18 protein-coding genes, 1 tRNA gene and 3 pseudogenes are annotated in these 21,569 nt (G+C 60.5%); 5 read left to right on the forward strand and 17 right to left on the reverse strand.

What is annotated here, in order from left to right; all coding sequences use genetic code 11:
- The 5 genes and pseudogenes from ASE98_RS26455 to ASE98_RS05700 form a co-directional block, all read right to left on the reverse strand.
- The coding region (locus ASE98_RS26455) for a contractile injection system protein, VgrG/Pvc8 family (RefSeq protein ID WP_442962694.1) at positions 1–736 on the reverse strand (736 nt) is incomplete at its 3' end.
- Positions 633–929: contractile injection system protein, VgrG/Pvc8 family (locus tag ASE98_RS27670; protein ID WP_442962695.1), on the reverse strand; the 297-nt coding region annotated here is incomplete at its 5' end. The genes ASE98_RS26455 and ASE98_RS27670, both read right to left, overlap by 104 nt.
- Before the next feature lies 1 nt (position 930).
- Positions 931–1,128 (reverse strand): annotated as a pseudogene (locus ASE98_RS26465) (contractile injection system protein, VgrG/Pvc8 family); the annotation flags it as partial.
- Position 1,129: 1 nt separating this feature from the next.
- Positions 1,130–1,591, reverse strand: a pseudogene (locus ASE98_RS25590) (contractile injection system protein, VgrG/Pvc8 family); the annotation flags it as partial.
- A gap of 234 nt (positions 1,592–1,825) precedes the next feature.
- Entirely contained in the window at positions 1,826–2,650 is an 825-nt protein-coding gene (locus tag ASE98_RS05700; RefSeq protein WP_060540412.1) for a response regulator transcription factor, read from the reverse strand.
- Between the two features lie 269 nt (positions 2,651–2,919).
- Here ASE98_RS05700 and ASE98_RS05705 point away from each other — a divergent pair, with 269 nt between their 5' ends.
- Entirely contained in the window at positions 2,920–3,300 is a 381-nt protein-coding gene (locus tag ASE98_RS05705) for a RidA family protein (protein WP_060540413.1), read from the forward strand.
- A gap of 231 nt (positions 3,301–3,531) precedes the next feature.
- Positions 3,532–5,520, forward strand: a complete 1,989-nt coding sequence (locus ASE98_RS05710; protein WP_060540414.1) for a peptidase U32 family protein — start codon at positions 3,532–3,534, stop codon at positions 5,518–5,520.
- Positions 5,521–5,558: 38 nt separating this feature from the next.
- Here ASE98_RS05710 and ASE98_RS05715 read toward each other — a convergent pair whose 3' ends face one another.
- Both ASE98_RS05715 and ASE98_RS05720 read right to left on the reverse strand, forming a co-directional pair.
- Positions 5,559–6,149: a hypothetical protein gene (locus ASE98_RS05715; protein WP_236707778.1), complete on the reverse strand. Its 591-nt coding sequence runs from the start codon at positions 6,147–6,149 to the stop codon at positions 5,559–5,561.
- Between the two features lie 109 nt (positions 6,150–6,258).
- Positions 6,259–6,702 (reverse strand): hypothetical protein, encoded by a 444-nt coding sequence (locus tag ASE98_RS05720; RefSeq protein WP_060540415.1) that lies wholly within the window; start codon positions 6,700–6,702, stop codon positions 6,259–6,261.
- A 493-nt stretch (positions 6,703–7,195) separates the two neighbouring features.
- On the opposite strand from ASE98_RS05720, the gene ASE98_RS05725 reads away from it, so the two are divergent.
- A tRNA-Gln gene (locus tag ASE98_RS05725) sits at positions 7,196–7,270 on the forward strand.
- A 189-nt stretch (positions 7,271–7,459) separates the two neighbouring features.
- On the opposite strand, the pseudogene ASE98_RS05730 reads toward ASE98_RS05725, so the two are convergent.
- From ASE98_RS05730 to ASE98_RS05745, 4 genes and pseudogenes are all read right to left on the reverse strand, one after another.
- Positions 7,460–7,846, reverse strand: a pseudogene (locus tag ASE98_RS05730) (glutathione S-transferase family protein); the annotation flags it as partial.
- 154 nt (positions 7,847–8,000) lie between these two features.
- Complete coding sequence (locus ASE98_RS05735) at positions 8,001–8,330, reverse strand: hypothetical protein (RefSeq protein ID WP_060540416.1); 330 nt, start codon at positions 8,328–8,330, stop codon at positions 8,001–8,003.
- A gap of 522 nt (positions 8,331–8,852) precedes the next feature.
- A complete protein-coding gene (locus tag ASE98_RS05740; protein ID WP_060540417.1) occupies positions 8,853–9,356 on the reverse strand; it encodes a GNAT family N-acetyltransferase in 504 nt (167 codons plus the stop codon).
- 38 nt (positions 9,357–9,394) lie between these two features.
- Positions 9,395–11,338: a DNA topoisomerase III gene (locus ASE98_RS05745; protein WP_236707779.1), complete on the reverse strand. Its 1,944-nt coding sequence runs from the start codon at positions 11,336–11,338 to the stop codon at positions 9,395–9,397.
- Between the two features lie 267 nt (positions 11,339–11,605).
- On the opposite strand from ASE98_RS05745, the gene ASE98_RS05750 reads away from it, so the two are divergent.
- Complete coding sequence (locus tag ASE98_RS05750) at positions 11,606–11,974, forward strand: DUF427 domain-containing protein (RefSeq protein ID WP_060540419.1); 369 nt, start codon at positions 11,606–11,608, stop codon at positions 11,972–11,974.
- 72 nt (positions 11,975–12,046) lie between these two features.
- Here the strand turns inward: ASE98_RS05750 and ASE98_RS05755 are convergent, their stop codons facing one another.
- Together ASE98_RS05755 and ASE98_RS05760 are read right to left on the reverse strand one after the other, a co-directional pair.
- On the reverse strand, positions 12,047–13,669 hold the full coding sequence (locus tag ASE98_RS05755; protein ID WP_060540420.1) for an MFS transporter: 1,623 nt from the start codon (positions 13,667–13,669) through the stop codon (positions 12,047–12,049).
- Positions 13,670–13,809: 140 nt separating this feature from the next.
- The gene (locus ASE98_RS05760; RefSeq protein ID WP_060540421.1) at positions 13,810–15,471 is read right to left on the reverse strand and encodes a GMC family oxidoreductase; all 1,662 of its coding nucleotides are present in this window, start codon (positions 15,469–15,471) and stop codon (positions 13,810–13,812) included.
- Between the two features lie 131 nt (positions 15,472–15,602).
- On the opposite strand from ASE98_RS05760, the gene ASE98_RS05765 reads away from it, so the two are divergent.
- On the forward strand, positions 15,603–16,505 hold the full coding sequence (locus ASE98_RS05765) for a LysR family transcriptional regulator (RefSeq protein WP_060540422.1): 903 nt from the start codon (positions 15,603–15,605) through the stop codon (positions 16,503–16,505).
- A gap of 105 nt (positions 16,506–16,610) precedes the next feature.
- Here the strand turns inward: ASE98_RS05765 and ASE98_RS05770 are convergent, their stop codons facing one another.
- From ASE98_RS05770 to ASE98_RS05790, 4 genes are all read right to left on the reverse strand, one after another.
- Positions 16,611–17,708 (reverse strand): DNA alkylation repair protein, encoded by a 1,098-nt coding sequence (locus ASE98_RS05770; RefSeq protein ID WP_060540423.1) that lies wholly within the window; start codon positions 17,706–17,708, stop codon positions 16,611–16,613.
- A 73-nt stretch (positions 17,709–17,781) separates the two neighbouring features.
- The gene (locus ASE98_RS05775) at positions 17,782–19,590 is read right to left on the reverse strand and encodes a monovalent cation:proton antiporter-2 (CPA2) family protein (RefSeq protein WP_060540424.1); all 1,809 of its coding nucleotides are present in this window, start codon (positions 19,588–19,590) and stop codon (positions 17,782–17,784) included.
- A gap of 458 nt (positions 19,591–20,048) precedes the next feature.
- A complete protein-coding gene (locus ASE98_RS05785; RefSeq protein WP_060540426.1) occupies positions 20,049–20,384 on the reverse strand; it encodes a protealysin inhibitor emfourin in 336 nt (111 codons plus the stop codon).
- Positions 20,381–21,445 (reverse strand): M4 family metallopeptidase, encoded by a 1,065-nt coding sequence (locus ASE98_RS05790; protein ID WP_060540427.1) that lies wholly within the window; start codon positions 21,443–21,445, stop codon positions 20,381–20,383. The genes ASE98_RS05785 and ASE98_RS05790 overlap by 4 nt, the downstream gene beginning before the upstream one ends.
- Positions 21,446–21,569: the final 124 nt, after the last annotated feature.

A 21,569-nucleotide genomic window follows, 5' to 3' on the forward strand; every position in this document is an offset into this window, starting at 1 on the left:
GGGTGCCGGCGATTTGTGGTTTGGGTGGTATTTCGGGGCGGAAGCACAGGCGCAAGGCATAGGGCATGGCTTCGAAATCGCAGGTCAGGCTGCGGTCGCGGGCGGCGCGGATGGCGATCTTTTTAATCACTACGCGGGGGGTGAAGGCCTTGGGAGTGTCGCCGCTGATGGTCAGGACCTGGCCGGGGGCCAGGGTGGCGCTGCTGCTGGTACCGCTGAGATGGGTCTGGTTGTTGAGGTAGCGTTCATGGCGCAGGCGTGCGTAGAAAAAGCCGCTTTCGCTTTGCAGGTCTTCGTCGCGCAGGTGGGCCTTGCCGAGCACGCGGTAGGGTTCGGCGTAGTGGTAGGCCTCGCCGTAGGTGTTGTCGGCGCTGGGGCGTKCGACTTTGCCGTGGACGGCCGGCTCGCCCTGGGTCTGGTCGACTTCGCCATCGAGGTAGGCGCGGCTGTCTTCGGGGTGGTAGCTACGCACGTTGACCTGCTGTTCCACCACTTGGTGGCGGGTTTGCAGGGCCCAGACGCTGTCCTCGTCGCTGTTGCTGAAGCCCGATGGTGAGCGCAGCGGCAACTCGACGTCGAACTGGTAGCAGCGCTGATCGTCGCAGAACTCGACCATGTCGAAGTGGAGTTTTTCATGTTGGGTGCAGCGGTACCAGATGCCGACTTCGGCGAGGATCCGGCTGATGAAGGCCAGGGTCGTCGCAGAACTCGACCATGTCGAAGTGGAGTTTTTCATGTTGGGTGCAGCGGTACCAGATGCCGACTTCGGCGAGGATCCGGCTGATGAAGGCCAGGTCGCTTTCCTGGTACTGCATGACCTGTTCGCGGGACGGGTAGTCGCGCTTGAGGGTGAAGCGAAAGTGCCCGGTGTCCAGATCGTGGCGGCTGCGCAGGATGCTTTTGACGATGTCCGGCACGGACTGGTGCTGNCGGGTAGTCGCGCTTGAGGGTGAAGCGAAAGTGCCCGGTGTCCAGATCGTGGCGGCTGCGCAGGATGCTTTTGACGATGTCCGGCACGGACTGGTGCTGGTAGATGCGCGTTTGCTGGCCGCGATCGAGCAAGGCCAGGCGCGGTTGCAGGGTGACTTCGTAGCGGGCTTCGTCGACCGACCCGGACAGGCGCTGGCANCGGGGGCCCAGTTCCCGGCTGTCCGTCGCGCCGCAGGATGCTTTTGACGATGTCCGGCACAGACTGGTGCTGGTAGATGCGCGTTTGCTGGCCGCGATCGAGCAAGGCCAGGCGCGGTTGCAGGGTGACTTCGTAGCGGGCTTCGTCGACCGACCCGGACAGGCGCTGGCAACCGGTGATGCGGCCGTACAGGGTGCGCAGGGGTTTGGGTGGCTTGGGTTCGTCCCAGGACATCACCGGCCGCGTCGACGGGTGGGCGTACAGGCTGAACTCGGCGTATTGGCCGATGAGTTTTTCCGCGCCGATGTCGAGGTCGCTGGCGGTGAATTCGATGCGGTAGAGGTAGGGTTGGCTGAGGTACTCATGGCCCTCGAAGGCGAGGACGTCGAGGTGGGTGTCGAGTTGGTCGATCTTAAGTTTGTGGCGGCTGTGGTCGAAGAAGGTGCACGGTAAGTTGGACAAAGTCAGACCTCCCTGGCCTATCGAAGCGGATGGAGAGGCTTTCGTTAGCCCCCTCGTTCAAGCGCTCGACAGCTTTCAGGAAGGTAAAAAAGGTTGATATAGGAAGTTTCTGGTTGTGGCGTAGGAAGCGTCTTGGTGTCGACTTGCCTGGTCTGTGGGATATTTCGCGGCCGGAACCTGTGGCAGTTTTTACGAGTTTGAAGTTGCCGATTGCAGGGTGTCAGGCAAATCGTTTCAGGCTTGCAGCTTGAGCCCGGGCGTCTGCAACGGATCTTCCGTCAACTCCCGGATAAACAACCCCAACAACTCCGACTGGCTGCCAATCCCCAGTTTGGCGTAGATATTCTTGCGATGAATCTTCACCGTGCCGGGGCTGATGTTCAGTTGTTCGGCCACCGAGGCGCTGGAGTGGCCGCGCAGCAGCAGTTGGACGATTTCCTGCTCGCGGCCGGTGAGGATGTGGGCGCCAAAATGGTCGAAGGCTTCGCGGATCTTGAAATCCAGGTCTTGCGCCGGACGCGGTTGCTGGGCCTTGCGCAGGCGCCAGGCTTCATTGATGACCTGCTCGACCACCGCTTGCGCGCACTCGATCAGTTGCATTTCGTCCCGGCTGAACGCACAGCTGGCACTGGAGCGCATCAACGACAGTACCGCCATGGCGCCATCGCCCAGGTCGACGAAAAACGCCACTTCCTCGGCGAGGCCGGTTTGCTGGTAATAGGTCAGGAAGTACTCGCCGAGGTAGAAGTGGTCGGGGGCGAACTGGCGCAAGCGCCACAGCCCCGGTGCCTGCCCGCGGGTGCAGGCCAGGTAGAAGGGGTCGAGCAGGTAAGGCCCGCACTGGTAGTCGTCAACGTACACCGCACGCCTGTCCGCCGAAAACGTATCGAACAATGCCAGCGGCCGGTGATTGCCTTCATAGACAAACAACACGAAATGATCGACCGGGCAGATTTGCCGGAGCCAGTGGCTCAAACCCGACAGGCGCGCCTGCCCGGGAGGCAGGTCGAGCAGGTGGGCTACACCGGTGGTCCAGTGTTTCAGTTCCTTGGGGCGCATGGCGACTTCAGGCAGTTGGGGTCGCATTTAGATGCACAAAGTACGCCATGGCGGGTGGGAGCAGGCGGCGTGAGGTGGTGGGCGGCGCATCGTTGAAAAAGATGCACCACATCAGGGCTTGCGTGTTACCGAGTGCTACACGCCTGGGTAGCAAAACTCATCAAACAAGCGTCATGGATTTTTCCTGCGTGGTGATGCGCGGTATCCTGCCACGCATTGTCAGTCACCTCGCTGCATATGGCTTAACTACATCAAGCAAGAGAATCTCCATGGCCAATCAAGACATCACCTTCACTCCCGATCCCGATGCGGACTCGATTTCTTCCGACGTCGTCGGTTTCGCTGGCGTGCTGGTCTCCACCCAGATCCCGACCCGTGCCGACGGCAGCCTGGAACTGGGTGACATTACCCTGCAGAGCGAATGCACCCTGCAAGCGCTGAAGGTCGCGCTGGAGCGTGCCGGCAGCTCGATGGACCGCGTGATGCACCTGACCATCTACCTCACCGACATGGCTGACCGCGCCGCGTTCAACGAAGTCTACAAGCGCTACTTCGCCAAGCCATGGCCGGTTCGCGCTGCTGTCGGGGTTGCCTCGTTGGCGGTGGAAGGCATGCGCGTGGAAGTGACCGCGATGGCGGCCAAGGCCTGATAGCTGCGATACACGCAAATCCTGTAGGAGCGAGCATGCTCGCGAAGAGCATAAGGGCGACCTGGGCATACAGGATGCCCGCGTCATCGTTGACGTCCATCGCGAGCGTGCTCGCTCCTACAGGATTGGCGCAGGTCAGGTTAGAAACACCACCTGGCAGCACAAGGTGCCGGTTGGGCGTTTCACCGCTACAATGCACGCCTCGACCGTGACAAGCCTGACTAAAAAAATATGTCCCTGCCCAAGCATCACCTGGAATTGCTCAGCCCCGCCCGCGATGTGGCCATTGCCCGCGAGGCGATCCTGCATGGCGCCGATGCCATCTACATCGGTGGCCCGAGCTTCGGCGCGCGCCACAACGCCTGCAACGAAGTGAGCGAAATCGCCGAATTGGTGGAATTCGCCCGTCGTTATCATGCGCGGGTGTTCACCACCATCAACACCATCCTGCACGACAACGAACTGGAGCCGGCGCGCAAGCTGATCCATCAGTTGTACGATGCCGGTGTCGATGCGCTGATCGTCCAGGACCTGGGAGTGATGGAGCTGGACATCCCGCCTATCGAGCTGCACGCCAGTACCCAGACCGATATCCGCACCCTGGAGCGGGCCAAGTTCCTTGATCAGGCTGGCTTCTCCCAATTGGTTCTGGCTCGCGAGCTGAACCTTCAGGAGATCCGCTCCATTGCCGACGAGACTGACGCGGCCATCGAGTTCTTCATCCATGGCGCCTTGTGCGTGGCGTTCTCCGGTCAGTGCAACATCTCCCATGCGCAGACCGGGCGCAGCGCCAACCGTGGCGACTGCTCCCAGGCCTGCCGCCTGCCGTACACCCTCAAAGACGAAAAAGGCGGCGTGATCGCCTACGAAAAGCACCTGCTGTCGATGAAGGACAACAACCAGAGCGCCAACATCCGCGCCCTGGTCGAGGCCGGCGTGCGCTCGTTCAAGATCGAAGGCCGCTACAAGGACATGGGCTATGTGAAAAACATCACTGCCTACTATCGTCAGCGCCTCGACGCCGTGCTCGAAGATCGCCCGGACCTGGCCCGAGCCTCCAGTGGCCGCACCGCGCACTTTTTCCTGCCTGACCCGGAAAAAACCTTCCACCGTGGCAGCACCGATTATTTCGTCACTGACCGCAAGATCGATATCGGCGCCTTTGACTCGCCGACCTTCACCGGTCTGCCGGTGGGTGTGGTCGAGAAAGTCGCCAAGCGTGACATGCAGGTCGTGACCCACGAGCCGCTGTCCAACGGCGACGGCCTCAACGTGCTGGTCAAGCGTGAAGTGGTGGGTTTTCGCGCCAACATCGCCGAACCCAAAGGCGAATTCGAGGAGGACGGCGAGAAGCGTTATCGCTATCGCGTCGAGCCCAACGAAATGCCGGAGGGGATGTACAAGCTGCGCCCCAACCATCCGCTCAATCGCAACCTTGATCACAACTGGCAACAGGCGTTGCAAAAGACCTCCGCCGAGCGTCGCATCGCTTTGAGCTGGGTTGCTCGCCTGCGTGAAGAACAGCTGGAATTGACTGCTACCAGCGAAGAGGGCATCAGCGCCAGCGTCACCCTGGCTGGCCCGTTCGGCGCCGCCAACAAACCGGAACAGGCGCTGGAGCAATTGCAGGATCTGCTCGGCCAGCTGGGTACCACGCAATACCACGCCACTGACATCAAGCTGGACGCGCCGCAGGCGTACTTCATCCCCAACTCGCAGCTCAAGGCCTTGCGCCGTGAAGTGATCGACGCCTTGACCCAAGCGCGGATCGCCGCTCACCCGCGCGGCAGCCGCAAGGCCGAAACCACGCCACCACCGGTGTATCCGGAGTCGCACCTGTCGTTCCTGGCCAACGTCTACAACCAGAAGGCCCGGGACTTCTATCATCGCCATGGCGTCAAGCTGATCGACGCGGCCTACGAGGCTCACGAGGAAACTGGCGAAGTGCCGGTGATGATCACCAAGCACTGCCTGCGTTTCTCCTTCAACCTGTGCCCGAAACAGGCCAAGGGCGTCACCGGTGTGCGCACCAAGGTCGCGCCGATGCAATTGATCCACGGGGATGAAGTTTTGACCCTGAAGTTTGACTGCAAGCCTTGCGAGATGCACATCATCGGCAAGATGAAGGGTCACATCCTCAACCTGCCGCAACCGGGCAGCGTGGTGGGGCACATCAGTCCCGAAGACCTGCTCAAGACCATTCCTCGCGCGCCCCACTAAGACCTTCGGGCGCGCCGCAACGGCGCGCTCGGCTCCTGTTAAAACCCTGTGTAGCTGAAGTAGACAATTGCCACGGTCACGGCAAGGGTAAACGCTGCCAGGGCTTTGGTGGTCGCCAAGGTGTCGAACCCTGGCAGGGATGGGCTCGTGCCGTGCAGATGGGGAGGTGAAAACCCGGTGGGGTTATTGCGCCGATGCTGGATGACCCGCAAGGTCTGGTGCACGCCGACCAGCAGGGAAAGGATAAACACCACGAGGGCAAACCAGCGAGACATTACCTGTACAGCTGACGATGTCTCGTGTTCGTCCAGGCAGGCGACGCTATCAACTTCCTTTACGCTGATGGGCAGATACGCTTTCGAAGACTGCGGAGCATCACCGTGGACCTTGTCCAGTTGTTCCAGGTCCAGCGTCTGATACTGCCACAGGGTTGTGGAACCTTCCCGGCAATAAGTGAACACGGTGGGGTTTGCTGCCTTGATGATACAGGCGTCGTGGATGCCTATTTTTTTCAGTGTTTCAGTCGCTGACCTTGTGAAGTCCATATCGAACACAGGCATGATTCCGGTGGCGAACGCCTCCATCGAAAGCAGCAGGCCGCCTATGGTGCAGATGGCTGGATTTTTCAAAGTATGGGCGTCCTCGTTTCCGTCTGCCGTCAGTACGGATTACGGCTGCAACCTGCCGTTGACGAAGTCTAGACGCATTCGAAAATCATGTAGCGACTGAAACGGATTTCTAGCTACAGGCATCGTTGACAGCTTTTTCGGCGCGCTTGAATTCCTGTTTGACGTCAGTCGGGATGCGTTGTTTTTTCAGTTCCTGGCCAAGGAACGGCTGTTCGCCCCGGGATTCGACTTCTGCGTCTTCAGCGACGATTTGCGCCTGGATAACGGTGGCATGCTGTTCGATGACGGCATCGACCTCCGCTTCGTTCTTCGCGGTATCGAGCGCGCGAACCAGTTTGCCTGCTTCGGCCTTTTCGGCTTCGGCATAGGCTTCTACCGACAGCCCTGCGGCCATGGCCCGTGCCTGGGTTTCGAGGATTTTGATATGTTGCTGCGCGGCCCTGCATACCGCCTCTTGCCGCTGGTTATCCACCACTTTCCAGGTGTTCACCCCATAAATCGCGGTGCCGGCGACCAGGACGGTGACGATGGCAGCGATCAGTTTGCCTTTCAATTGCGTGTCCTCAAGTGGCCGTGAAAGAGTATTGCGCAATCATTGCCCATCCCCCCGAGAGGAAAGAAAAGCCTGGCAGGCCTGGCTGGACCGAAAAACGGTCAAGGGGAAAGTGCGACCCGGTGCTCCAGGCGAGTGGCAGCGGGGGCAGGCGCTGAGTGTTCATGATCAAGGCTTCAACACTGTCCTACTTACAACGTAGCACACCTTCGAGGCGTGCATGCGTGGCCCCGACGGCTTTATGACTACCCCGTTGCAAGGCGTGGATAATTGCCTTGATTTGTCAGGTGAAAATAAAGGGCCTTGGTGACAGGGCGCGTGCTGCAGAGCCTTTGAAGTACAGTAAGCACCTGTTTTAAAAAACAATTTGTGAAAAAAAGCTTCACAGGCGCCAAGGAAGTTGGTAAATTTGCGCCCACTCTCGCAGCAGCTCTTACGGAGTTGTAAAGCGGGCAGTTCAAAAAGAGAGCCCGGCTCTCGTCGCAACAGATACAGGGGCGTCGCCAAGCGGTAAGGCAGCAGGTTTTGATCCTGCCATGCGTTGGTTCGAATCCAGCCGCCCCTGCCATTTTCTCTTCCTGCAAGCACACAGAACCCGGTCGACGGCTCCTTATGCCAGTCTTTCGTGTTTGCAGTCGCTGTCAATTTCGATGCGCTTGACTACCAAATCCATTAAATGTCGCGCTGTAGTCGTCACTACATACGACAGCTTTCGCCATGCCGCCCGAGGCATTGCCTGGGGCGTTTTCGTTGACCGCTAGCGAAACCGATCCGGGATCGCTTCGGCGAACGGGTAAAGGGCAAAGTAAGGCCTGGCTTCATTGATGACCCGCTGTACCGACGGGCGCTTGATCAACCGCTCAAAGTAGGCGCCAAGTTGCCGATGCGTGTCACCGAACGGCACCAGCGTGCTGGCATAGAACAGCGCCGGCGCGGCTGCACAGTCGGCCATGCTGAAGTCGGGGCTGGCTACCCAGGTTGTATTGGCCAGTTGCCGCTCGAGCATGTCGTACGCTGTCGTCAGCATGATGCGTTGGCGGGTCAGGTCGCCGTTGGTTGCATGTATGCGATCGCTGACGATTTGCTGTATCGGCACCTGCACGTGCAGGTCGAAAAAGCGGTCCCATAAACGTACTTCCATCGCCAGCAGGCTGGCTCCCACAGGATTTGAGGTCGTACGCAAATCTTGTGAACCCCATAAGTCACTGTGGGAGCCAGCCTGCTGGCGATGGCGGCAGGACAGGCAATAAAAAAGGGCCTGCTCTTGATTAGGAGCAGGCCCTTTAGATATTTAGATATTAGTAGAGCCGGTCAATCACCCGAACTTCGTTATTGTTCTGCATCGAGTTCCACGCCTGTTTCAGGGTTTGCAGAACACTGGCGATGAAGTCCTTGTCGGCTGCCGCTTTCTTGCCGACATAGCCCTGGCCGCGACGGTACATCTTCAGTCGGGCAAGCAGGTTCTGGTTGTTCTGGTCGAACTCCGCTTCGTGGGCGTGCGGCGACAGGCAGTCGATGTGAACCTGGCCGCACTTGCTGATCCAGAGAATATGGTTGTCGTGGCTGTCTTTCTTTGCAGCGAACATACGAGCCAGTTCATCGATAGTTGGTTGATTGTTCAGATTCATCATAAAGCCCCTTGACCAATTGGTGATCTTTCTAAAGTTGAGTCGCTATACAGGTAGCCCATCGGTTAGTTGATCCCTGGCACCGAAACCAGGACGTCAGCGTTCGACCGCCAAATTGGCGGGGTCCTGCGTCTGTTGCATGTAGTCGTGTTGAATAACTGCTACGCAATAGCGTCACAACGAAGAGAAGCGGCGAAAACCTTCAGGCCACTGCCGACGTTTTCAGGGTCGGCCACAAGCATCATGAGGATTGCTCGCCAAGTCTTCTCGCCCTTGTACTGGACGTTCAGGCCAGGTCAGCTTCTTCAATCTGCCTTGTGGGCAGCGTGTATCCGGGAAAAACAGCTCGGCGGTCAGACGAGCTTGCTCAAACGTGTTGCCTGTACTCCCGATCGGGGAGACGTCTGCATCATGCAAGGCCAAATCGGTCGAGTCAACGGTTTTGTAGTGAATATTTTCACGCACTACATATTGTCGGACAAAGCTGTTCGGAATTAGCAGGGTGGGCAGGGATGATGCCCGTCAGGGGGCGAGCGGGACTGACTCGAAGCGGTAAACGGTGCAGCGATTGTGCTCGATGACCAGCTGATGCCGGGCGATCGGGCCCGTGCCGAGGGTGGGCATTACGGCGCTCCAGAACAGGCGCGCCGGCTTATTCGCGTCGATATGGAAAATCTGCCATTGACCGGGTAGTTGGCTCAAGAGGGTGGATATGACAAATCTGCCGACACCCTGGCCACGATAGCCGCGGCTGACGAACAGGTAGCCGATGTTGTACCGGGCGCCTGGCAAATGGGTCCGGTCATCCACAGTCACGAAACCGGCCAGCTCGCCGTCGACCCTGATCAGAAATGGCTGTGTCGCCGGGTCTCTCCAGTAATGCGGCATGGGCAGGATGTTGAAAAAGCCCTGTTGACCCAGCTTTAGCGGCAACCACTCGCTGAAGTCGTAGGTGTAGAACTGCATCAGGTTTTCGATGATTTGCAGTTCGTCACGTTGCGCGGCGTGCAGTTCTATCTCGGGCATGCTGGCGGGCTCCTGGCTTGCAGTACGACACAGGGTAATTATGGCTTGGCCGGTTTCGCCGCGCGTTTGCCTGCGCTCGATGGTTTGCGCTGGGTTTTCTTGCGTTTGCTCTTCCAGGGGGTAGCGGCGCGTCCGCTGGGAGGTGGGCCGCTGATGGTCAGGCTCAGGCCGGCGCAGCGACTGACCTGCTTGCTCATCCACGCCGCTTGTTTGGTGACGAACTCTTCCAGGCTCATTTCGCCGCTCTGCACCATGTCCAGGGCCTGTTCCCAGATGGCCGTGGTCCCCGGGTCGGCGATTGCACGGGGCACGGCATCAATCAGGCTGAAGGCGGCCGGGGTTGCGGCCAGAGCCTTGCCGTTCTTGACCAGATAACCACGGTCGAGCAGGCCCTGGATGATCGAGGCGCGTGTCGCTTCGGTGCCGATGCCGGTGGTGTCCTTGAGTTTTTGCTTGAGCAACGGATCGTCCACCAGCTTGGCGACGTTCTTCATTGCCTTGATCAGATCGCCTTCAGTGAATGGCTTGGGCGGTTGCGTCCACAGGTCCTTGAGTTGCACGCCGGCAACCGCGCAATCAATGCCTTCGCGCAAGTTTGGCAGGGTTTGCGGTGCGGGCGTCTCGCGCCCCTTGGCCGGTGCCAGGGCTTCAGGCAGGGCGCGTTTCCAGCCCTGCTCGACGATCTGCTTGCCGACGGCGCGCAAGGCTTCACCGGCGCAGTCGAAGTCGGCCTGGGTGCGATCGAATTCGTGATTGGGCAGGAACTGCGCCAGATAGCGCGCGCGAATCAGGGTGTAGACCGCACGGTGCTTGCCGGTCAGACGTTCCAGGTTCTTCGCGGCGGCGGTGGGGATGATGCCATGGTGGGCACTGACCTTGGCATCGTTCCAGGCCCGTGAGCGCCGCTGCGGCTCAAGGTGGTCGTGCAGGGCGTTCAGTGCAGGGTCGGCCTGGCGCAACGCGGCCAGAATGGCCGGCGCTTCGCTGTGCTGACTGAGGGGCAGGTAGCCACAATCGCTGCGAGGGTAGGTGATGACTTTGTGGGTTTCGTAAAGGGCCTGGGCAATGTCGAGGGTTTCCTGGGCGCCGAGGCCGAGTTTTTTCGAGCAGACTTCCTGCAGGGTGCCCAGGTCGAATGGCAGCGGCGCCACTTCGCGCATGCGCTCGGTGCGCAGCTTGATCACCCGGGCACTGGCCGCGCCGGCCATGGCGGCCGCAGCTTGTTGGGCCAGAGCCTGATTCAGGCAGCGGTCCTGGTCGTCGCAGACTTCGGAGGCCGCCCGCCATTGCGCGGTGAAAGCCGTGCCATCGTGCAGCAGGTTGACGTCGATGGCCCAGTAGGCGACGGGGACGAAATCGGCAATGCTGCGGTCGCGATCCACCACCAGGCGCAGGGTCGGAGTTTGCACGCGGCCGACCGGCAAAACCCCCTGATAACCGGACTGGCGCCCCAGCAGGGTGAACAGCCGGCTCATGTTCATGCCGATCAGCCAGTCGGCCCGGGAGCGCCCCAGCGCCGAATGATAAAGGCTGAAGGTCTCGGCCCCGGGTTTGAGTGCCGCCAGGGCCTTGCGGATCGAGGCGTCGTCCAGCGCCGACAACCAGAGCCGGCGGATCGGCCCGCGATAGCGGCAATGCTCGACCAGCTCCCGGGCGATCATCTCGCCTTCACGGTCGGCGTCGGTGGCGATGATCAATTCCGATGCTTCACCGAGCAGGCGCTTGACCGCTTTGTATTGGCTGGCGGTACGCGGCTTGACGGTCATCTTCCATTTGTCCGGAATGATCGGCAGGTCCGCCAGCACCCAGCGCTTGTAGCGTGCGTCATAGGCATCCGGTGGTGCGGTTTCCAGCAGGTGGCCGATGCACCAGGTGACCGTGACGTCCGTTCCCAGCCAGCAGCCGTCGCCCCGGCGCCTGGCACCGAGCACGGCCGCAATGTCTTTAGCCTGGGAGGGTTTTTCACAGAGGTACAGCCGCATAACCACCATCGTCGATCAATGTGCGTGAGGTGCACAGGATGGCGGTTGCTGCGCGTTGGGGCAATCTTTATCTGTATGGATGTACAGCTTGTTTGTTGCGATGGGTTTATCACCCGTTCGGCGTTGAAGCACTCGCGATTGCGAAACTTGGGTTATACCTGACTGTTCGAGGTCTCAGGTTGTGGGGCTGCTGCGCAGCCCATCGCGGGCAAGCCACGCTCCCACATTGGTCCGGGGCGTTGCCATTTGTCATGAGGAGCGTATTCCATGAAAAGCTCAAGTCCCAGTCCTGTCATCACCATCGCCGAGCAGCCCGGCTGCCTGCTGGTGATGTTCCACGGTATCCAGGTGGCCGCTTCGGCTCGTGCGTTGGTGTTGCTGGAGGCCAATTACCCGTCGGTGTACTACGTGCCGCGAGAGGACATCGACGAAAAGTATTTTGCCCGTACCGATCACACCAGTTATTGCCCCTACAAGGGCGATGCCAGCTATTTCAGCCTGCAGGTGCCGGGGCATGAAGGCGCCAACGCGGTGTGGAGCTACGAAGACCCCAAGGTGTCGGTAGAGCAGATTCGCGGATACATGGCGTTCTATCCGGATCAGGTGAAGTTCGAGCTACTCGACGCCGAGGTTTGAATGCGCTGATGGACCTTCACCGTGGCGAGGGAGGCAATCCCACGCCACGGGTAAACGCCAGGACCGATCTCGTCAGTTCTTGTCCAGATCGACGTTGCGCGTCTCGCGCAGACACAGCAAACCCACCACCAGGCTGACTCCGGTGATCACCACCGGATACCACAGCCCATAGAAAATATCCCCGGTGTACACCACCAGGGCGAACGACACAGTCGGCAGGAATCCACCGAACCAGCCATTGCCGATGTGGTAGGGCAGGGACATCGAAGTGTAGCGGATGCGGGTCGGGAACAGTTCGACCATCAGCGCAGCCAGCGGTCCGTAGCACATGGCGGAGATGATGATCAGCGCGACGATCAGGGCAACGATCATCGGTTTGTTGATCTGCTGCATGTCCGCCTGTTGCGGATAACCGGCGAGGGTCACCGCGCCACGCAGGGCTGATTCGTCGAAACCGTCGATCTGCACGTCACCGACGCTGATCTGCACGCCACTTCCGGCCGGTGCGGCTTCGCTGTGGTAAGGCAGGCCCTGCTTGACCAGGAAGGTCTTGACCTTGTCACAAGGGCTGTCGAATTTCGCCTTGCCCACCGGGTCGAACTGGAAGGTGCAGGTGGCCGGGTCGGCCAGTACGGTGATCGGTGCCTGGCGGCTGGCCTGGTCGATGGCCGGGTTGGCGTAGTGGGCCAGGGTCTTGAAGATCGGGAAATACAGCGCAGTGGCGAGCAACAGGCCGAGCATCAGTATCGGCTTGCGCCCGACCTTGTCCGACAGCCAGCCGAAGAAAATGAAGAAGGGTGCGCCAATGGTCACGCTGACGATCAGCAAGCCGTTGGCCACGGCCGGGTCCATTTTCAGGAACTGGGTGAGGAAGAACAGCACATAGAATTGCGCGGCATAGAAGGTCACCGCTTGCCCGGCATTGATGCTGAACAGGGCGATCAGCACCACCTTGAGGTTTTCCCATTTGCCGAACGAGTCACGGATCGGCTGTTTGCACAGCTTGCCTTCTTCTTTCATTTTCACGAAGGCGGGGGACTCGTGCAGGCTCAGGCGAATCCAGGTGGAGATGCCCAGCAGCACGATGGAAAACAGGAACGGAATACGCCAGCCCCAGACTTCGAACTGATCGCCGGTGAAGTAGCGGCAACCCAGCACTACCAGCAGCGACAGCAGCAGGCCCAGGGTCGCGGTGGACTGAATCCAGCTGGTGTGGAAACCGCGCTTGCCCATCGGCGCGTGTTCCGCGACATAGGTGGCGGCGCCGCCGTACTCACCGCCCAGGGCCAGGCCCTGGAGCATGCGCAGCACCACCAGGATGATCGGCGCTGCGATGCCGATGCTGGCGTAGGTCGGTAGCAGTCCGACGCAGAAGGTCGCCAGGCCCATGAGGATGATGGTGGCGAGGAAGGTGTACTTGCGCCCGATCATGTCCCCCAACCGCCCGAACACCAGGGCGCCGAATGGGCGGACGATGAAGCCGGCGGCGAAGGCCATCAAGGCAAAGATGAATGCCGTGGTGTCGTTGACCCCGGCGAAAAACTGCTTGCTGATCACCGCCGCGAGGGCGCCATAGAGGAAAAAGTCGTACCACTCGAAGACCGTCCCGAGGGACGAGGCAAAGATGACTTTCTGGGTCTCCTGGCTGGTGCTCGTGCTGCGCGCGGCTTCCAGGGGCTGAACGTGTTCTGACATTGCGTATCCCTCACAGTGATTGTTTTTGTTGTTCCACTGGTGTTGCCTGTTCCATTTCAGGGGTAATGCTCGGTGTCCGTGACCCTGATGTGACCCTTGTGGGAGCGGGCTTGCTCGCGAAGGCGTCGTGTCATTCAACATCAAGTTGAATGATCCACCGCTTTCGCGAGCAAGCCCGCTCCCACAGGGATTGTGTTTACAGCAGGGGTAAGGATCAGTTGCGCCGCTTTCTCGGCGATCATCAGCGTAGGCGAGCAGGTGTTGCCCGAGGTGATACGCGGCATGATCGAGGCATCGGCAATGCGCAGGCCGGGGATGCCATGGACCTTGAGTTGCGCATCGACCACGGCATCGGCGTCATTGCCCATGCGGCAGGTGCCGACCGGATGGAAGATCGTCGTGCCGATCCGCGCGGCGGCTTCGTGCAGTTGCTCATCGCTTTGCAGGCTGTCGCCGGGCAGGTACTCGACCGGGTTGAAGGCTTTCAGGGCCGGCGCAGCGACGATGCGGCGGGTCAGGCGAATGGCGTCGGCGGCGACCCGCAAGTCTTCCGGGTGGCTTAAATAGTTGGGCTCAATCAGTGGCGCCTGCTGCGGATCGGCAGAGCGGATTTCCACGCGACCTCGGCTCTGCGGGCGCAGATCACAGACGGACGCGGTGAACGCCGGGAAGGCGTGCAGCGGTTCGCCAAAGCGCTCCAGGGACAGCGGTTGCACGTGGTACTCGAGATTGGCTGAAGTCTGCTCCGGCCCTGAACGGGCGAAGGCGCCCAACTGGCTCGGCGCCATGGACAGCGGGCCGCTGCGGTCATACAGGTAACGCAGGCCCATGCCCATCTTGCCCCACAGGCTGCCGGCGATCTGGTTCAGGGTACGCGCGTTTTCCAGCTTGTAGATCAGCCGCAGTTGCAGGTGATCCTGCAGGTTGCCGCCGACACCGGGCAGTTCATGGACGACGCCTATGCCCAGGCGCTCCAGCAGCGGGCGAGGGCCGATGCCCGAACGTTGCAGGATGCTCGGCGAACCGATGGAGCCGGCACAGAGGACGATTTCCTTGCGCGCCCTGAAGGTTTTCACCTGACCTTGCCATCGCGCGCTGACCGCTGCTGCGCGGCCATTGTCCAGCAGCACGCGGTCGACTTCGACGCCGGTCAGTACCGTGAGATTGCTGCGCTGGCGAACCGGTTTGAGAAACGCCTTGGCCGCGTTCCAGCGCACGCCGGCCTTCTGATTGACCTGGAAATAACCGCAGCCTTCGTTATCGCCCTGGTTGAAGTCGTCGATGCTGGCGATGCCGCTTTGTTCGGCGGCACTGCGAAAGGCATCGAGAATCGGCCACGACAGGCGCTGGCGTTCGACTCGCCATTCCCCGGCGGCACCGTGAAATTCGGCGGCGCCGGCAAAGTGGTTTTCGCTTTGCTTGAACAGCGGCAACACGTCCTGCCAACGCCAGCCAGGATTGCCGTCGGCCGCCCAGCCGTCGTAATCGCCGGCCTGGCCGCGCATGTAGATCATGCCATTGATCGACGAGCAGCCGCCCAGCACCTTGCCGCGCGGGTAGCTGAGAGTGCGGCCTTGCAGGCCCGGTTGCGCTTCGGTCTTGAAGCACCAGTCGGTGCGCGGGTTGCCGATGCAGAACAGGTAACCCACGGGGATATGAATCCACGCATAGTTATCGCGACCACCGGCTTCGAGCAGCAGCACCCGCTGCTGCGGGTTGCTCGACAGCCGATTGGCCAGCAGACACCCGGCCGGCCCGGCGCCGACCACGATGTAGTCGTATTCATCAAGGGAAGTCGGCATCCATGACCTCGTTTGTTGTTCTTGTTGTGGGTCATCCTAGTTGTTAGCTTTCGGCAAAAGAATGTTAGTTTTTGCGCAGCCGCTGTGCGTTTTTGAACAGCCAACCCCATAGCCCGGCTCAAGGATGATTCATGTTCGACTGGAATGACCTGCGGTTTTTTCTCGAATTGCAGCGCAGCGGGCGTCTGCTGACTGCTGCCCGCCGTTTGAACACCACCCACGCCACTGTGGCGCGGCACATCGAGGCCATCGAGAAGAGTCTGGGCACGGCGCTGTTCGTGCAGCATGCCCAAGGCTATGAGTTGACCCCGGCCGGCGAAGCGCTGCTCAAACACGCCGAGGCGATGGAAAACGTCGCGCTGCTGGCCCAGGAGGAGATCACCCAGTCCACGGCGCCACTGGGCAAGATCCGCGTCGGAGTGACGGAAGGGCTGGGGATCATGTTCCTCGCCAGTCGCATGAACGGCCTGTTCGAACGCTATCCCGGACTGGAAGTGGAGCTGGTGGCGGTGCCGCGCTTTGTCAGCATCCTCAACCGCGAAGCGGAAATCAGCATCCACCTGGAACGCCCGGCCGCCGATATGCTGGTGACCCGCAAACTTACCGATTATCGACTGGCACTGTATGCCAGCCAGGACTATCTCGACCGCTCGCCACCGCTGCGCAGCCGCGAAGACCTGGGCAGACATGCCTGGATCGGCTATGTCGACGACCTGTTGTTCAGCCAGGAGTTGATGTTCCTCAACAGCTTTTGCCGCAACCCGCAGGTGGTCTTTCACAGCACCAGTGTGATTGCCCAGCAACAGGCGGCGCGCTCCGGCCTGGGGATCGCCGTGCTGCCCTGTTACATGGCCAGCGCCGACCCTGAGCTGGTGCCGCTACTGCCGGACGAAAGCATCCAGCGCAGCTACTGGATCAGCACCCGCCGCGAACTGCACAAGTCCGTGCGACTGCGGGTATTGTGGGATTACGTGGTGCAGTTGTGTGAGCGCGAGCAGGGGTTGCTGCTGGGGCCAGCTTCTCCCGGTGTCTGAACGGACGCCTTCACGGGCAGCCCGCTCCCACATTGGAATGTATTCTCCCCTGCGGGAGCGGGCTTGCCCGCGAAGGCGGTGTACATCCAATATCCATCTTGAGGTCTAAGCAACAATCTCGAACGAGGTACTGGCCAGGCGTTCGCCGTTGACCATGATATGTACGGCGTGCACGCCCGCGTAGTGCTTGCGCGTGGTGAGTTCCTTGATCTGCTGACCTCGGCTTATCACCTCGGAGGCCTTGCCGGGCAGGGTGAGGGCCTTGAGCTTGAACACTTTGGCCGAGGTGCTGCCGTTGGCCTTGACGTAATCGACCGCATAATCGATCACCAGGTGCTGACTGGTTTCGACGGTGGATTTGACGGCAAAAGACAGGGTGATTTTCTGTCCCAGGCTGATCACCGGCGGGTCGACTTTCACATTCATGATCTCGACTTCAGGCTTGCCACTCGCGCCGATGATTGCCAGCGCCCGCGGGTTCCCCTGTTTGATCAGGCTGCGCAGGGCATGTCTGGCGATCCATGCGGTGTGTTTGTCGTCCAGCGCCCAGCCTTCGATCAGGTCCAGCACCCATTCGGGATGATCCTTGGTGATGTCGTTGAGGTGATTGGCCACGGATTTGCGTACATACAGGCTGGGGTCGGCCTTGAGATTGTCGAGAATGCCGGCGGCCAGGCGCGGGTCGGTCTGCACCGGCTCCAGGCGAAACGACCATGGCAGGCGGGGTCGGCAGCCTTCGCTGGCGAGGCGCCGTACGTGTTCGTTGGCATCCAGAGACCAGAGGTGCATCAGTTGCAGCGAGCGTTGCAGGTCGCTGCGCAGGAAATGGCGAATAGCGAATTCCGATGAGCCGAACGCGGTGAAATACTTGAGCGCGTCCATTGAACGCTCGAACGCATGGGCGCCATAGCTGGCGACAAAGTGCGGCAGGCACATGCTGACGAAGCCGCTGTTGAGGCGCGGGGCGAGGGCACGCAGGACTTGCAATGACGCTTCATAGTCCAGCGGCAGCACCGCGTGCAGGCATTCACTGACCCGGGCCATGCGCTGCATCACGCTCAGCTCCGCCAGGCCGCTCTGGGCCAGTTCGAGGAATTTCCCGGCATCGAATTCGGGATAGACCGCGCTCATCTCTGTGGCAATGTGCTGGAGGCGTTCGGCGTTGAAGATTTCCTTGAGGGCGGGGGAGGATTGGTCAGTCATTGTCGGCTCCTTGGGTTGTTCATCCGATGCATGTGGGAGCGAGCCTGCTCGCGATGGGGCCATCAAGCACACCTCAATTCTTGCTCGTTTGCTCTTCCAGCTGATCCGACTCAAACAGTTTCGCCAGTTCCGCCCGGGCTTCCTGCGCGGTCTGCCGGACTTTCACCGCGTCGTCATACACCGCGTGCTGGGCTTCGAGCACCTGCTCGTCGTGATGCTTGAAACGCTTGATCCGTGCATCCGCCTGAGCCGGGGTCAAACCCAGGCCGATCAGCGCCTGACGGCTCATTTCCAGGCTCGAATAGAAGGTTTCGCGCACAGCAACGGCGTCCAGGTCGATCAGGCGATGTACGTGTTGACGGTTACGGGCGCGGGCGATGATTTTGATCTGCGGATAAAGCTTGCGCACCAGTTCAGCGGTCTTGATATTGGTTTCCGGATCATCGGTGGCGATGATGAAATATTCGGCCTGGCCAACCTTGGCCGCGCTGAGGATCTCCGGGCGCATCGGGTCGCCGTAGAACACCGGCACCCCGCCAAAGCTGCGGGACAGCTCGATGGTTTCCACGGAGGTGTCGAGGGCGACGAACTTGATGTTCTGCGCGCGCAAAATACGCGAAATGATCTGGCCCATGCGGCCCATGCCGGCAATCACCACCCGTGGGGTGTCGGCATCGATTTCCCGAAATTGCTCAGGCACTTCCACCGGTTGCACCCTGGGGCTGACCAGGCGTGCGCAAACCAGCAGTAACAGCGGCGTCACCGCCATGGACAGGGTAATGGTCAGCACCAGCAAGTCATGCAGCCCGGGGGCGAACAGCCCCTGGTCGCGGCCGATCTGAAACACCACAAAGGCAAACTCGCCACCGGCGGCGAGTACGATGCCAAGGCGGATTGCGCTGACGTTGCCCAAGCCACCCGCCAGTCGGCCGACCAGAAACAGCAGTGGCAGTTTGATCGCGATCAGCAGCAGGGTCAGGCTCAACACCGCAATGGGTGTACTGAGCAGCAGGCTGAGATTGGCGCCCATGCCGACGCTGATGAAAAACAGGCCCAGCAGCAGGCCCTTGAACGGTTCGACCTGAGCTTCCATCTCATGGCGGTATTCGGAGTCTGCCAGCAGCAGTCCGGCAAGGAATGCACCCAGAGCCATGGAGATTCCGGCCATGTCCATCAACCACGCGGTGCCGATCACTACCAGCAGTGCCGTGGCAGTCGACACTTCGGGCAAGCCGGACTTGGCCACCACACGAAATACCGGCCGCAGCAGATACCGTCCGCCGATCACCACTACTGCGATGCTGCCAAGGACACGCAGGCCATTATTCAAGTCTTCGCCGGCGCTGGTGCTGTGATCGCCGCCGGCGAGCAACGGCACCATGGCGATCAGCGGGATCGCCGCGATGTCCTGGAACAGCAGGATCGCGAACGCCAGGCGCCCGTGGGGGCTGGTCAATTCCTTGCGTTCAGCCAGACTCTGCAGGCCGAATGCGGTGGACGACAGTGCCAGGCCGAGGCCCAGCACGATCGCGCTGTTCAAGCGCTGGCCGAAAACAAACATGGCTACTACGCCAATCACTGTTGCGGTCAGGAGCACCTGCGCCAGGCCGACGCCGAACACCGACTTGCGCATCACCCACAAGCGCCGCGGCGATAACTCCAGGCCAATGATGAACAGCAGCAACACCACGCCCAGTTCAGAGATATGGCTAACGCTTTGCGAATTACCGACCAGGCCCAGCACCGATGGTCCGATGATCACCCCGGCAAACAGATAACCCAGTACGGCCCCCAGTTGCAGGCGCTTGGCCAGGGGAACGATGAGTACGGCCGCAAGCAGAAATACGACAGCGGCTTGCAGCAGGTTGCCTTCATGTGGCATGAGAAAAACTCCTGGGACTCGGTACGGCTGGGTTACAAGGATAAAGGCTGGATCAGGAGGGATCTACAGCGCAAAAGGGCTCATCGCGAAAGTTGCGATCACAATGCCCATGTGGGAGCCCGCTCGCGATGGCGGCGTGTCAGTCGCCGGTGATGTTGAATGTGCCGGCCTCATCGCGAGCATGCTCGCTCCTACAGTGAGTCTGCAGTGGACACAAAATCTGCGTGCGGCCACATTCCCCTGTGGGAGCTGGCCTGCCAGCGATGGCGGCGTGCCAGTCGCGAGTGATGTTGAATGTGCCGGCCTCATCGCGAGCATGCTCGCTCCTACAGTGAGTGTGCAGTGGACACAAAATCTGCGTGCGGCCACATTCCCCTGTGGGAGCTGGCCTGCCAGCGATGGCGGTCTCATCTGTCACAAACAGGCGTAAGGCGGGCACGACGGCCATTAGCTGGCGCTCAACGCCCATTTTGCAGCAGTTCACCTTTATCCCAGAGCAGTACCAGTTCACCGGGCGCCTGGTCTTCCGGCACTTTCAATACCATTTCATCGTCCTGCTCGCCGGTGTGGTAGCGCAGTTCGATCTGGTAAAAGCGCTGATCGCCACGGCCGGATGATGAACTGGTCAGCGGCAGACAACCTTCCAGCAAGGTACAGATGCGCGTCCGTTGTTCGAAATTGCATTGTGCGAACTCGATTTCCCGTGGTCGGGTCAAGGCCTGAATCGTCGCAAAACCGCCTTGGCGAGAGAGGCGAACGACGGCTTGCTCGTCCAGTATTGGCAGGGTTTTCATGGCGCCTCCCGAGTCAGATTGACACCCACATCGGCCCAGCCCTGTTGCACGGCACGTGCCTCATGGGCACTGAAGCGCTTGCGTGCATGCTCAAGGGTCAAATGCGCGAAGGCGCTGAATGACGCTTCGCGGTTCAAGCTCCGATCGCACAATGCGTCGTACCAGATGCGACCGGCTTTCTCCCAGGCAAAGCCGCCCAGCGCTTGTGCCACCAGGTAAAACGCCCGATTGGGGATGCCCGAGTTGATGTGTACGCCACCGTTGTCCTCCTGAGTGATGACGAACTTGCCCATGTGGTCCGGTTGCGGGTCCTTGCCCAGCAGCGGGTCGTCGTAGGCGGTGCCCGGATGGGCCATGGACCGCAGGCCAACGCCATTGATGCGCGGTGTCAGCAAGTCTGCACCGATCAGCCAGTCCGCCTGATCGGCGGTGTGCCCCAGGATATGTTGCTTGATCATGACGCCAAACACATCCGACAGCGATTCATTCAGCGCGCCTGACTGGTCGGCATACACCAGGCCGGCTTCGCTTTCGATCACGCCATGGGTCAATTCATGGCCGACCACATCCAGCGAGCGGGTGAAGCGCTGGAAGATTTCGCCGTCGCCGTCACCAAAGACCATTTGCGAACCGTTCCAGAACGCATTTTCGTAGTTCTGGCCGTAATGCACGCTGCCGATCAGGGCAAACCCTTTGTTGTCGAGAGAGTTGCGACCAAGCACCTTCCAGAAAAAATCGTAGCTGGCCCCCAGCGCATCGTAGGCTTCGTCGACCGCCGGATCACCACTTGCCGGTTGGCCCTCGAGACGCACCGGCATGCCGGGCAACAGCGTTTTCCCCAGGGCATCATAGACGCTGCGTTGTGCCAGCCCTGGTTGATTGGTTTGCAGGAGAATCGCCGCCGCAGGAGGACGAACGGGTGGGCCCGGCTGATGCCGCAAGGTGCGAATATGGGTCAGGGTGTTCATCGCGCTGGCCCGCTGGTGTGCAGAACCGTTCGCGAGGATACGGCGCAGAATGTAGGGCGGGATGAAATTGCGTAGAGCCAGAGAGTCAGTCATCAGAGCATCCCTTGCACAATGGTGGTTGATACTTATGTGAGCGACAGACGAGGTATCGGTTCCACCCATTGCCATCCGCACCGGTTTCTGCGAAAACCGCCGTCCACGCCTGCAAGAATCGGGC

Origin of the sequence: Pseudomonas sp. Leaf48, assembly GCF_001421885.1 — a bacterium.
In the GTDB taxonomy this organism is placed as follows: domain Bacteria; phylum Pseudomonadota; class Gammaproteobacteria; order Pseudomonadales; family Pseudomonadaceae; genus Aquipseudomonas.

What these genes read in the sequence shown, in the direction of transcription:
- ASE98_RS05790 (WP_060540427.1), bottom strand. Translation starts at nt 21,445, where the DNA reads ATGACTGACTCTCTGGCTCTACGCAATTTCATCCCGCCCTACATTCTG.
- ASE98_RS05735 (WP_060540416.1), bottom strand. Translation starts at nt 8,330, where the DNA reads ATGAATCTGAACAATCAACCAACTATCGATGAACTGGCTCGTATGTTC.
- ASE98_RS05760 (WP_060540421.1), bottom strand. Translation starts at nt 15,471, where the DNA reads ATGCCGACTTCCCTTGATGAATACGACTACATCGTGGTCGGCGCCGGG.
- ASE98_RS05705 (WP_060540413.1), top strand. Translation starts at nt 2,920, where the DNA reads ATGGCCAATCAAGACATCACCTTCACTCCCGATCCCGATGCGGACTCG.
- ASE98_RS05775 (WP_060540424.1), bottom strand. Translation starts at nt 19,590, where the DNA reads ATGCCACATGAAGGCAACCTGCTGCAAGCCGCTGTCGTATTTCTGCTT.
- ASE98_RS05785 (WP_060540426.1), bottom strand. Translation starts at nt 20,384, where the DNA reads ATGAAAACCCTGCCAATACTGGACGAGCAAGCCGTCGTTCGCCTCTCT.
- ASE98_RS05745 (WP_236707779.1), bottom strand. Translation starts at nt 11,338, where the DNA reads ATGCGGCTGTACCTCTGTGAAAAACCCTCCCAGGCTAAAGACATTGCG.
- ASE98_RS05700 (WP_060540412.1), bottom strand. Translation starts at nt 2,650, where the DNA reads ATGCGCCCCAAGGAACTGAAACACTGGACCACCGGTGTAGCCCACCTG.
- ASE98_RS05755 (WP_060540420.1), bottom strand. Translation starts at nt 13,669, where the DNA reads ATGTCAGAACACGTTCAGCCCCTGGAAGCCGCGCGCAGCACGAGCACC.
- ASE98_RS05710 (WP_060540414.1), top strand. Translation starts at nt 3,532, where the DNA reads ATGTCCCTGCCCAAGCATCACCTGGAATTGCTCAGCCCCGCCCGCGAT.
- ASE98_RS05770 (WP_060540423.1), bottom strand. Translation starts at nt 17,708, where the DNA reads ATGACTGACCAATCCTCCCCCGCCCTCAAGGAAATCTTCAACGCCGAA.
- ASE98_RS05765 (WP_060540422.1), top strand. Translation starts at nt 15,603, where the DNA reads ATGTTCGACTGGAATGACCTGCGGTTTTTTCTCGAATTGCAGCGCAGC.
- ASE98_RS05740 (WP_060540417.1), bottom strand. Translation starts at nt 9,356, where the DNA reads ATGCCCGAGATAGAACTGCACGCCGCGCAACGTGACGAACTGCAAATC.
- ASE98_RS05750 (WP_060540419.1), top strand. Translation starts at nt 11,606, where the DNA reads ATGAAAAGCTCAAGTCCCAGTCCTGTCATCACCATCGCCGAGCAGCCC.